The organism is Poseidonibacter ostreae, assembly GCF_009208075.1.
GTDB lineage: Bacteria > Campylobacterota > Campylobacteria > Campylobacterales > Arcobacteraceae > Poseidonibacter > Poseidonibacter ostreae.
In genome coordinates, this window is sequence record NZ_WFKJ01000001.1 from 47,147 (window position 1) to 59,656 (window position 12,510).

The following is a 12,510-nucleotide window of genomic DNA, read 5'->3' on the forward strand; positions in this document are numbered from 1 at the left end:
ATATTAATATCCTCGTTTGATTTGTATATATCTATTATTAAGTGCGATTGTATCTAAAAAGTAGTAAATTTTTAGTTAAGTAGAGAAATAAAGAAGTTTATTTTTTTGCAAAAAAAAAGCTATCAAAATTAATTGATAGCTTTTTTCTATTTTGTAAAAGGAAATTATCCTATATGATAGAATCCTAAAACTTCGTATTGTAAATACCATACACCAATAGATACAAAGTACCCAATTACAATAGTCCAAGCATATTTCATGTGTGAACTAAATGTATAAATACCATGTAATTTACCCATAACACCAACACCAGCAGCAGATCCAAATGAAATCATAGAACCACCAACACCAGCTGTTAATGTAACAAGCATCCATTGATCAAGTCCCATAGCTGGATTTGCTTTAAGTACCGCAGACATTACTGGAATATTATCAACAATTGCAGATAAGAATCCAACTCCAATATTTGACCATGTAGGTCCTAATACTGATGGATCATAAACAACTGCTGCTAATGCTAACCATCCAATAAAGTATAAAGCACCAACTGCAGAAAGAATACCAAAGAAGAATAATAGTGTATTATATTCTACTTTTGCAATTGAATCAAAAATTTTAAAGTGTTCTACTCCATGTCTTTTCTTTAAACCATAAGAGTATACTTTAAGTACAGCTAAACCAAACATCATACCCCACATAGCTGGTAAATGTAATATTTGGTGAGAAAGTACAGCACAAGCAATTGTTAAGATACCTAATACCATAACTACTTTAGCACCTTCAGCCATCTCTGGTTTTATCTCTTTCTCTGCATCAAATGAGGGAACTTCATTTGGAACAAACTTAGATAAAAGAAAAGCTGTTACTAAATATCCAATAATTGAAGCTGGGAATAAGAATAAAAAGTCAGTAAATGTTCCTTTTCCTGCAGTCCAAGCCATAAGTGTTGTAATATCACCAAATGGAGACCAAGCACCACCTGCATTCGCAGATACAACAATATTAATAGCACCTGGCACTAAGAAATCTAATCTCTTTTTCTCTATTGTAACTAAAACAGTCGCTAAAATAAGTGCTGTTGTTAAGTTGTCTGCAATTGGTGATAAGAAAAATGCAATAATTCCAGTTGCCCAGAATAATTGTTTATATGTATATCCTTTTGTTACAAGTTTGTATTTTAAAACATCAAATACACCCATGTGAATTAAAGATTCTATATATGTCATTGCAACAAATAGGAAAAAGAAAATACCTGCAATCTCTAAGATTAAGTGATTTGCTTGAATATGAATTAGATCCATATTTAAATCATTTAGTACATAATAAATTGCAACTAAAATAAACATAAATGTACCAATAAATAATGCTGGCTTAGCTTTATCTATTTCGTATTTATCTTCCGCGGCAATAAAATAGTATCCAATAGCAAATATGAATAAACATGATAAACCAACCCATGTCATCGTTATGTCAGGGTTTTCAACATGTTCACCCCCACCGCCAGCTGCAAATAACGATACTGATGTTATCAGTAATGTCATTAATAATTTTAACATTAATTCTCCTTAAATAATGCACTCATAGCAAAATAGTACACTTGAGTGCTCTTTCTAATTATAGATTTTGCCGTAAACAGCCTTAAAATAATAGAAAATGTAAATTTTTTGTCAAGAAAGTGTCAACTTTAAAATATATGTATCAACTCTTATTACGAATAAAGTGTGCACCCATAGATTCTTTTCTATTAATTGCACTTTGAATTATAGCTTTTGCAGTTAAGAGTCTTAAAAACAATAGTCTTCCAACATCTTTTTGCAAATATTCTTCAATCTCAAATAAGGCATCTTCTAACTCTTTTGTATCTCTTACAATTGAAGCTGCTTTCCACATAATCTTTCTTAGATTGTTTTTAATTTTTTTATCAATTTCTTGATTTCTTGTGTAAGATTTTATATTTTTAGTATAATTTTCATCTGATATTTTAAAATTTTCTTTTAATGAAGTTTCAACTGCTATTTGAGAGAAAACCAATCCTTCTAACAAAGAGTTTGAAGCTAATCTATTTGCTCCATGAACACCAGAACATGCAACTTCACCAACTGCATAAAGGTTTTTTATACCTTTTACTTTTGCATCAAGACTTGTTTCAATTCCACCCATTGCATAATGAAAAGCAGGTGATATTGGAACTTTTTCAGCAGGTAAGTCATAACCTAAATCTTTTAAATTTGAATAAATATTAGGGAATCTCTTCATAAAGTATTTTTTAGTAAACATATCTAAAGATAAGAAAACACCTAAACCAGTTTTTTTATGATAATCAAAAATAGAACGGCTAACTACATCTCTTGGAGCTAATTCTTCATCTTTGTGATAATCTTTTAAAAATCTATATCCATTTTCATCTACAATATGTGCACCCTCACCTCTTAAAGCTTCTGAAAGTAAAGGTTTTCTTGCAAAGTGAGTTCCTTTTACAACTGTTGGATGAAACTGCATCATTTCCATATCTTTTAATTTTAAGCCCTTATGTGCAATAAGTCCTTGAATTTCTCCTGCAATTGCTGTTGAGTTAGTATGATATCTGTAAAGAGAACCAATTCCTCCACTTGCAATTATTGTATTGTGTGCATAAACAATTCTTTGCTCTGTTTCAGAAGTAAAAAACTGAACTCCATAACAAATACCATCTTCAATAAGTAAATCATTTACAACAGCATTTGTTGCCATTTCATGATTACACTGTTCTAATAAGAATACATGAATCATTCTTCCAGTCGCATCACCATCAGCATGAAGAATTCTACTTCTACTGTGTGCTGCTTCTTTTGTATATGCTAATTCACCTTTATCATTTAAATCAAACTTTAAACCTGCATCAATAATATTTTTTACTGCTTTTAAAGATTTTTTGCTTAATAGCTCAACTGCTTCTTTATCGTTGTAATTTACGCCAGCTGTCATGGTATCTTGAATATGAACAGGAATATCTACATCGTCAACAGCAGTTGCAATTCCACCTTGAGCCCAGAAAGTATTACAATCCCAAGGAGATTTTTTACATAATACTAACACTTTTTTATCTGCAGGTATAAGTCTTGCAGCGTTTAAACCTGCAATTCCTGTACCTATAATTATATAATCATATATCATTATTTTGAAACTTCTTTATTACTTTTTATTTTTGTTGTTTTATCTGACACATAAACAGGGTCACCTTTATAACCACAAGCACTAAAAGATAATATAAAACCTGCTATAATTAACATATGAAAAAATTGAATGAAATACTTAGTCATCTTAAAAATAATCCTGAATTCAGAAAGATTAACACATCATCTACAATTGAAAAATTTATAGATGTACTTCCTTTGAAACTAAAAAAGGGAGTTAAGTTTGGCTATATAAAAGGTCAAACCTTATATTTTGTACTAACCCATCCTGTTTATAAAATGGAGTTTGAGTATAACAAAGCAGATATAAAATCATTATTAAAAAACTCCAATTTTGATAATGTAAATGAAATAGCTTTTTTTGTTACAAATAAAATTGAGAGAAAATCAAAAGAAATAAAAGAAGAACCTTTGTATAAAGAACGTTCAAATGGAATATTTATAAATAGAGCAAAAGATGAAAATATTTATAAAAAATTTGAATCTATTAGAAATATCATAACAAAGACTTAAATAAAGCTTCTCTTTGTTTATAATCAGGACAGTAAACTTCTACTAAATCCCAAAACTTTTTTGAATGATTTTTATGTTTTATATGTGCAAGTTCATGAATAACAACATATTCAGCAATTTCTATAGGAAATTTACATAATTGTGTATTAAAATTCAAACCATTTTTATAGTTGCACGAGCCCCATGTTCTTTTATTTTTTCTGTATTTTATTGATGTTGGATAAAGTTTCATTTGTTTTGAATATTTTTCAACTAAAGGTGGAATTATCTCTTCTATTTTTATTCTATAAAACTTATCGATATTTGTAATTTTATAGTCAATTAACTTTTGAGTTTTACCAAAAAATAAAAATTCATCATTTTCTAATTTATTTAAACTGATTTTTTCTAAGCCTTTTAAAAGCCACTGTTTTTTTCTTTTTAGTAAATCTTTAGCATCTTCTTTAGTAAAGTACATATTTGCTCTAATTTGTATTTCATTATTATTTATAACACGTAAATAACAATGCTTAATACTCTTTTTATTTACTAATTTAACAGTAAGCACCAAAGAATCAAGATTATGCTGAAATTCCAAACTTTTCCTTAAGATTATTTTTGTTATAATCACGAATTATATCATAGAAATATGATCCATATTACATAAGAGGAAACATTAATGAAAATTGCAAACAGAATGGAAAATTTATCTCCATCGGTTACTATGGCAATTACAGCCCTAGCAAGGGAGCTAAAAGCTCAAGGTAAAGATATATTAAGTTTTAGTGCAGGAGAACCTGATTTTAATACTCCAGAAGTTATTAAACAAGCAGCTATTCAAGCTATTATAGATGGACACACAAAATATACAGCCGTTGAGGGAATAACTGAAACCAAACAAGCAATCATTAATAAGTTAAAAAGAGACCATAATTTAGAATATAACTTAGATCATATTATTATTAGTAATGGTGCAAAACATTCATTATTTAATCTTTTTCAAGTATTAATTGAAAAAGGTGATGAAGTAATTATTCCAGCACCTTACTGGGTTACATACCCTGAACAAGTAAAATATTCTGATGGAGTTCCTGTAATTATTGAAACAGATGATTCAGCTGATTTCAAAATAACAGCAGAGCAATTAAAAAATGCAATTACTGACAAAACAAGAATTCTTTTATTAAATACACCATCTAATCCAACAGGTGCTGTTTACTCAAAAGAAGAGTTAGTAGAAATAGGAAAAGTTCTTGAAGGTACAGATATTTTAGTACTATCTGATGAGATGTATGAAAAAATCATGTATGATGGAAAAAAATTCACAGCAGCAGCTGAAGTTTCTCATGATATGTATATGAGAACTGTTACAATTAATGGTTTAAGTAAAGCCGTTGCAATGACTGGATGGAGATTTGGATATTTAGCAACTCCTAGACCTGAACTTGTAAAAAGTATGATTAAACTTCAAGGTCAAGTAACTTCAAATGTAAATTCAATCACTCAATATGCAGCAATTCCTGCGCTTGAAGGTGAAGCTGATGAAACAATGGAAATCATGAGAAAAGAGTTTGAAAAAAGAAGAGATGTAGCAGTTAAATCTTTTAATGCAATTGATGGATTAAGCTCTTTTAATCCAGATGGTGCATTTTATTTATTTATAAACATACAAGGTGTTACATCTGATTCTATGAAGTTTTGTGCAGATTTACTTGAAGAAAAAGGTGTTGCTTTAGTTCCAGGACTTGCATTTGGAACAGAAGGTTATGTTAGATTCTCTTTTGCTACAGATTTAGAAACAATTGAAGAAGGAATTAGAAGAATCAAAGATTTTGTAGAGAATAAATAATTATGACTCCACAAAAAAAAGCTACGGTCGTATCATCTTCGGTTGCGGCCCTTCTTACTATAATGAAATTGATTATAGGAATAGCTAGTGGATCAGTTGCTGTTTTAGCTTCAGCAATTGATTCTGTTCTTGATATGTTCGTATCACTTTTTAACTATTTTGCAATATCAAACTCTGAAAAACCAGCAGATAGAGAGTTTAATTATGGTCGTGGAAAAATTGAAGCACTTGCATCCGTAATTGAAGGTACAATTATTACTATATCTGGACTTTTCTTGCTTTATCAAGCAATACAAAAAGCAATAAATGGTGAAATATCAAAGTATGTTGAGACATCAATTATTGTTATGATTATTTCTCTTATTATTACAATTTTTTTAGTAATTTATTTAAATAAAGTTGCAAAGAAAACTAACTCTATGGTTATTAGAGCTGACGCACTACACTATAAAACAGATGTTTATTCTAATGTTGCTGTTTTATCATCTTTAGTTCTTGTTCATTTTACAGGATATGAAATGATTGATGTAATTGTAGGAAGTGGAATTGCATTATATATTATTTACTCAGCTTATGAACTAATTCATGACGGTGTTTTAGTTTTATTAGATAGAGCAGTTGATAGTGATCTTGTTCATAAAATCGAAGATATTATTAAACATAATGAAAATGTAAATGCTTATCATCTTTTAAAAACTAGAGAAGCTGGACATCAAACTTTTGTAGAAGTTCATTTAGTTTTTGATTGTATTATTACACTTATGAATGCGCATAAAACAAGTGATAAAATAGAGCAAGAAATAGAAAACTTAGATAAAAACAGAGATTGGATAATAAATATTCATATGGATCCATATGATGATTTTGAAATTAATGATATGAAATAATTAGGAAAAGAAATGAAAAGAATTCTATTTATATTACTACTTATTACAACTTTTTTATTTTCAAATAGTCAAACAAACTATAAAACTGCAAAGCTTTATAAAGATGATATATCTTCAAATAAAGCTTTTATAATGCAACAAAATGATGCTTTACTAATTGATGTTAGAACAAAACCTGAATTTAAAAAATTAAGAGCAAAAGATTCAATTAATATACCAATTTTTTATGCAAAAAATGGGAAGAGAGTTTTTAATAGAAACTTTTTAAATGAAATTTATGAAGTATCAGAAAAGAATATACATAAAAAAATAATCTTAATTTGTAGAAGTGGTTCAAGAACAAAACTTGCAAGTAATCTATTAGCAGAACAAGGCTTTTCTAACATTTATAACGTACGATACGGATTTCAATATGATTGGTTAAAAGTAAAACTTCCAACTGAAAAATAATAAGTTAATACTAAGTAAATAAAAGTAAATATTTATTATTAAATAATAAACTTTTTTTAGCTATACTAAATCCTTATACAAAAGGATTTTCATGAATTTTATAAAGATACTAGGAGCTAGCGGAAGTAAAGCTAAAGGAATGGGAACAACATCATTCCAAATTTTTAAAGATATTATAGTTGATGCTGGAAATGTTATAAACTCTTTAGGAGATGAAGCTTTAGAAATAAATCATATTTTCTTAACTCATTCTCACTCTGATCATATATCTGACTTACCTTTTATAATTGAAAGTTATTTTGAAAAAAGAAAAACTCCTTTAACAATATATGCATTAAAAGAAACTATTGATATTCTAAGAAATCACTCTTTTAATGATTTAGTATGGCCTGATTTTACAAAAATAAAGTTAATAAATTCGGATCAAGACTCTCTTATTTTTAAAGAAATTGAAATTAATAAACCTATAGAAATTGATGATTATAAAATAAAAGCAATTCCTGCTGTACATATAAAAGGTGCTTGTGGTTTTGTAATTACAAAAAATCATCAAGGTTTTATAATAAGTGGAGATACATATAAAAATCCAACTTTATGGGAAGAAATAAATAAAAACAAAGAGATAAAAGCTCTACTTTTAGAGTGTTCTTTTCCTGATAAATTAACTTCTTTAGCAAAAACTACAAATCATTTATCAGCTGAATTAATAAAAGAAGATTTAGTAAATTTAAAAAGAGATGATATAACTATATTTTTATATCATCTAAAACCTCTTTATACAAAAGATATTAAAAAAGATATTAAAAAGAATGAGATATTAAAAAATGGTGGTAAAATTTTATTAGAAGGTGATGTTATCCATATTGATAAAGGAACAATTGAACATAATCTAATTAGTGAAGATAAGTTTCAAGAGATTATGAAAATAAACTTAGCTTTATCTTCTGAAACAAACAGAGATATCCTTTTAGACAAAATTTTAGCACTTCTTAGAAAGCTTACAGGTTCTGATGCTGGAACACTATATCTTAAATCAAAAGATGGAGCGAAACTTGATTTTAAAGTTATTCAAAATGATTCATTAAAAATGAATAAAAACAATCTTAATTGGGAACCCTTATCTTTTAGTTTAGAAGATGGAACTATAAATAATGAAATGGTTGCAATTGTTTGTGCTAATGAAAAAAGAATTATTAATATAAAAGATGTTTATAAAACTACAAAATATATTTTTAAAGGTACAAAAGATTTTGATAAAAAAACAGGATATAGATCTAAATCTATGCTTGTAATTCCTTTGATTAACCATGAAGATGAAGTTATGGGAGTACTTCAATTAATTAATAAAATGGATAATCATAAAATAGTAGACTTTAATAAATCTGATGAGAAAATAATAAAATCTTTAGCTTCACAAGCTGCTATGTCACTTACAAATACTCAATTAATTTTAAGTTTAGAAGAGTTTTTAAATGCATTTGTATCAACAATTGCAAAAGCAATTGATGCAAAATCACCATATACAACAGACCATATTGGAAAAGTAGAAAAAATAGCCCTACTTTTAGCAAAAGCAATAAATGATGATAAAACTATTTATAAAAAAATAAAATATAATGATAATGATTACAAGCAAATTGCACTTGCAGCATGGATGCATGATATTGGAAAAATTTCAATGCCAGATCATATTATTGATAAAGCAACAAAACTAGAAAAAATATTTGATAGAATTGAGTTAATTGAATTTAGATTTGAAATAATAAAAAAAGATGTAGAGATTAAATATCTTAAAAATGAAATGTCAAAAGAAGATTATGAAAAAGAGATATTAAACTTAAATAGTCATATAGAATTCTTAAAAGCCACAAATAAAGGTGGTGAGTTTATGCATGATGAAGATATCCTTAAATTAAAAGAAATTGCTAAACTAAAATATATAAAAGATGGGAAAGAAATTCCTGTTTTAAATGAAGAAGAACTATATAATCTATCAATTAAAAAAGGAACACTTACACGTGAGGAAATTGATATTATTAGAAATCATGCACACTTATCACTTGAAATGATTTCAACTTTACCTTTCCCTAAAAAATATAAAGACGTTTTAAATATAGCATGTAATCATCACGAAAAATTAAACGGTAAAGGATACCCAAGAGGTCTTCATGCAAATCAAATTACATTAGAAGATAGAATAATGATTTTTGCAGATGTATTTGAAGCACTTACAGCATCACAGCGTCCATATAAGGATGCGATGAAATTATCTCAAGCATATAATATATTAAATAACCTCGTACAAAAGGGAGAAATTGACAAAGATTTAACTGAATTCTTCTTTAATAATGAAATCTTACATAAATATGCAAATGAAGCCCTATCCCCTGAACAAATTGATATGAAGTAAATAAATGATTACAAAGGCTAAGTTAAAAAAAGATTTTATCTATATACTAGCATCTATTTTTATAGCTTTAAGTATAAGTTTAATATATATATTTGCACCTAAACTTCCAAATTCTATTGATAATAGATTAAAAGATTATATGTTTAATATAAGAGGTGAAATAGCTCCAAAAACCAATAGTGTTGTAATTATTGATATAGATGAAAAGTCCTTACAATCTCTAGGACAATGGCCTTGGTCTAGAAATACATTAGCAAAAATATTAAGAAACTTAAAAGATAAAGATATTGCAATAATTGGAATGGATATTGTCTTTGCAGAAGAAGATAGAACCTCTCCACATAGTGTTTTTGATAAATTAAATATCCAAAAAGAAAATATTCCTAATTATGATTTTGAGTTTGCGCAGACAGTTGCTACAACACCTACAATATTAGGATATCAATTTGAATTTCAAAGAAAAAAACATATAAATAAAGAAGCTCCCTCAATTCAAACAATGTTTATTGAGAAAAATAAAAAGCTAGGAAAGAATCATTTAATTCAAGCAAATGGAACAATTTTAAATATCCCAATAATTCAAGATAGTTCATATTCAAGTGGATTTTTCAACAACATACCAGATGATTCAGGGGTTATTAGAAGTGTTCCTTTAATTATTTCATATGATGATGAAATATATCCATCTCTTGCACTTGAAACACTTAGAATTGCACTAGGTATTAAAAGAATCAATATTAATTATAATGAAAATGGTGTAAAAAATCTACAATTAAATGACTATATTATTCCAACTGATAGACATGGTAGATTACTTATTAACTTTAGAGGAAAAGAAAAAACATTTGATTATATATCAGCAGTAGATATTTATAATAATACTTTTAAAAAAGAGGATATTGAAAATAAAATTGCTTTATTAGGAACTTCAGCAGCAGCCTTATATGATTTAAGGGCAACTCCTTTTGAATCAATATTTCCAGGGGTTGAAGTGCATGCAAATGTGATTGATAATATTATTGCAAAAGATTTTTTGTATAAACCATCATGGGTTGATGGAGCAAATATTTTTATTATCTTTGTATTAGTTTTTTTTGTTGTATACATAACAAAAAAGATACATCTATTATTTATTCCTTTATTAACTACTAGCTTACTATTTTTATGCTCTTATTTAATCTATTTCATTCTTTTTAATTATGGCTTAGTATTAAATATATTTTTCCCATTAACAGCAATTATATTATCAACTATTATTACTATTATGTTGCAATATTTTTATGAAATTAAAAAGAAAGATGAGATTAAAAATAAGTTTGCATCAAAAGTATCAAAAGATGTAATGGAACAATTATTAAAAAATGTAAATAATAATCAACTCCAAGCACAAAATAAAGAAATTACAGTTTTTTTTAGTGATATTAGAGGCTTTACTAAAATCTCTGAAGATATTAAACAACCTGATTTATTAGTAAAATATATTAATAAATATATGACACCAATGAGTGAAATAATCACAAAAAACAAAGGTACTATTGATAAATATATTGGTGATGCAATTATGGCATATTGGAACGCTCCTTTTGATATAGAAGACCATGAAGATAAAGCAGTAAAAAGTGCACTAGAGCAATTAGAAGAGTTAGAAAATTTAAATATAACTCTAGAAAAAAACAAGCAGCCTTTAATAGATATAGGAATAGGTATAACAACAGGTATTGCAACTGTTGGAGAGATTGGAAGTATTGGGCGAAGCGATTATACTCTTATTGGTGATACTATCAACATTGGTTCTAGAGTTGAATCTTTATGTAAATTCTATGGAGTAAAGCTAATTATTACAAACTTCACTAAAAATAATCTTAAAAACTCTTATACTTTTAGATATCTAGACTATGTAAAATTAAAAGGTAAAGATGAACCTATTGAGTTATGGGAAGTAATTAGCAATAATAAAATATCAAGTCAATTTAATGAAGAATTAGAAATTTATAATAAAGCAATAAGTATTTTTACAAAAGCACAACTACAAGAATCAAGAAAACTGTTTGAAGAACTAGTTACTTTAAATCCTTGTACTTTATATAAATTATATTTAGCAAGATGTGAAGAATATATATATAGTAACAGTTTCCAAGAGGTTTACAAACATGAAAGCAAATAATAAAAGGCTATTATATATGAAATTATTTTTTACTATTATTCTACTATTTCCATTTTTAAGTATTAGTGCAAGCACCTATACTTTATACATAGCATCAACAAAAAATAAAAATATCGCAAAAAAATATATAGAAGAAGTTAATGATTTATTAAAAATTGAAAATTTAGTTGTAAGAACGCATAAAAAAGAAAACTATAGTTTAATTGTTAATCAAATCAAAGATATTCAAAGTGCAAAAGATTTACAAAACAAGCTAAAAAAGACTACTTATAAAGATAGTTTTGTAAAAAAAGATTTAAAAGATTTAAAATACAATATATTATTTTATACTAAAAGTACAATAGAGAATAAAACAATTGTTAAAGAAGCAAAAGAAGATGAAAAAGAGTACATTCTAGATGTTGAATCTTCTAATGAATATATTACTGCTTCAACGATGTACAATATTGGAAACTATAAACGGTCATATGAACTATTTAATAAACTCTTTTATAAACATAACTATAATCTAAATATTAACTATTTCTTAGCTCAAAGTGCAATTAAACTAGGAATGTATGATGAAGCATCAATAGCATTTGAAAGAGTTTTAATTCAAGATCCAAAGTTTAATAAAGCAAGATATGATTATGCAAGATTATTAACAAAATTAAAGTTAAAAAAAGAAGCAAAAAAAGAGTTTAATATACTTTTAAAAGAGAATATTACAGAAGAGATAAAAAAAGATGTTAAAAAGTATTTAAAATATTTAAATAAAGAAAGAAAATTAACTTATAATTCTGCAACTTTGATTTTAGGAGCAGGACATAATTCAAATGTAAATAATGGACTTTTATCAACTCAATATACACTTCCAGGATTAGGGGATATATCTGTTAGGGGTGAAGAACCTATTAGTGATAATTTTCATAATGAGATTTTATCTTTAGATTTTAATAATATTTTAAAAAGTAATACTGCAATAAAAATAAAAAATAGTCTTCTTGCCCCTGACTTCGTCGCTTATTTAAATTAAAAAACAAGAAACCCTTAATAAAGGGCTTTAGATTATCAATTAACTCATATTTGGGTGTCCCAAGTGTATA

General features: G+C 26.9%; 11 protein-coding genes. 7 read left to right on the top strand and 4 right to left on the bottom strand.

From position 1 onward, the window contains the following. Window positions 1–164: 164 nt before the first annotated feature. From nhaD to GBG18_RS15240, 3 genes are all read right to left on the bottom strand, one after another. Window positions 165–1,556, bottom strand: coding sequence for a sodium:proton antiporter NhaD (gene nhaD, locus GBG18_RS00265; protein ID WP_152187327.1), 1,392 nt, complete (start codon window positions 1,554–1,556; stop codon window positions 165–167). A 142-nt stretch (window positions 1,557–1,698) separates the two neighbouring features. After that, window positions 1,699–3,153, bottom strand: a complete 1,455-nt coding sequence (gene nadB / locus GBG18_RS00270; RefSeq protein WP_152187328.1) for an L-aspartate oxidase — start codon at window positions 3,151–3,153, stop codon at window positions 1,699–1,701. Beyond that, window positions 3,153–3,299 carry a hypothetical protein gene (locus GBG18_RS15240; protein ID WP_193311039.1) on the bottom strand — a complete coding sequence of 49 codons (147 nt, stop codon included), beginning with the start codon at window positions 3,297–3,299 and terminating at the stop codon, window positions 3,153–3,155. The genes nadB and GBG18_RS15240 overlap by 1 nt, the downstream gene beginning before the upstream one ends. Between GBG18_RS15240 and GBG18_RS00275 the strand changes: the two genes are divergently transcribed. Next, the gene (locus GBG18_RS00275) at window positions 3,270–3,686 is read left to right on the top strand and encodes a DciA family protein (RefSeq protein WP_152187329.1); all 417 of its coding nucleotides are present in this window, start codon (window positions 3,270–3,272) and stop codon (window positions 3,684–3,686) included. The two genes, GBG18_RS15240 and GBG18_RS00275, sit on opposite strands and share 30 nt — an antisense overlap. Here the strand turns inward: GBG18_RS00275 and GBG18_RS00280 are convergent. Beyond that, on the bottom strand, window positions 3,670–4,263 hold the full coding sequence (locus GBG18_RS00280; RefSeq protein ID WP_152187330.1) for a M48 family metallopeptidase: 594 nt from the start codon (window positions 4,261–4,263) through the stop codon (window positions 3,670–3,672). The two genes, GBG18_RS00275 and GBG18_RS00280, sit on opposite strands and share 17 nt — an antisense overlap. A gap of 81 nt (window positions 4,264–4,344) precedes the next feature. Between GBG18_RS00280 and GBG18_RS00285 the strand changes: the two genes are divergently transcribed. The 6 genes from GBG18_RS00285 to GBG18_RS00310 all read left to right on the top strand — a co-directional run bounded on the left by GBG18_RS00285 (window position 4,345) and on the right by GBG18_RS00310 (window position 12,440). Further along, the gene (locus tag GBG18_RS00285; protein ID WP_152187331.1) at window positions 4,345–5,514 is read left to right on the top strand and encodes a pyridoxal phosphate-dependent aminotransferase; all 1,170 of its coding nucleotides are present in this window, start codon (window positions 4,345–4,347) and stop codon (window positions 5,512–5,514) included. Between the two features lie 2 nt (window positions 5,515–5,516). Then, window positions 5,517–6,401 (top strand): cation diffusion facilitator family transporter, encoded by an 885-nt coding sequence (locus GBG18_RS00290; RefSeq protein WP_193311034.1) that lies wholly within the window; start codon window positions 5,517–5,519, stop codon window positions 6,399–6,401. Window positions 6,402–6,413: 12 nt separating this feature from the next. Then, window positions 6,414–6,851 carry a rhodanese-like domain-containing protein gene (locus tag GBG18_RS00295; protein ID WP_152187333.1) on the top strand — a complete coding sequence of 146 codons (438 nt, stop codon included), beginning with the start codon at window positions 6,414–6,416 and terminating at the stop codon, window positions 6,849–6,851. A 91-nt stretch (window positions 6,852–6,942) separates the two neighbouring features. Beyond that, on the top strand, window positions 6,943–9,261 hold the full coding sequence (locus GBG18_RS00300; RefSeq protein ID WP_152187334.1) for an HD domain-containing phosphohydrolase: 2,319 nt from the start codon (window positions 6,943–6,945) through the stop codon (window positions 9,259–9,261). 4 nt (window positions 9,262–9,265) lie between these two features. Further along, window positions 9,266–11,425: a CHASE2 domain-containing protein gene (locus GBG18_RS00305; RefSeq protein WP_152187335.1), complete on the top strand. Its 2,160-nt coding sequence runs from the start codon at window positions 9,266–9,268 to the stop codon at window positions 11,423–11,425. Window positions 11,426–11,441: 16 nt separating this feature from the next. Further along, the gene (locus GBG18_RS00310) at window positions 11,442–12,440 is read left to right on the top strand and encodes an SPOR domain-containing protein (RefSeq protein ID WP_193311035.1); all 999 of its coding nucleotides are present in this window, start codon (window positions 11,442–11,444) and stop codon (window positions 12,438–12,440) included. Window positions 12,441–12,510 lie beyond the last annotated feature (70 nt).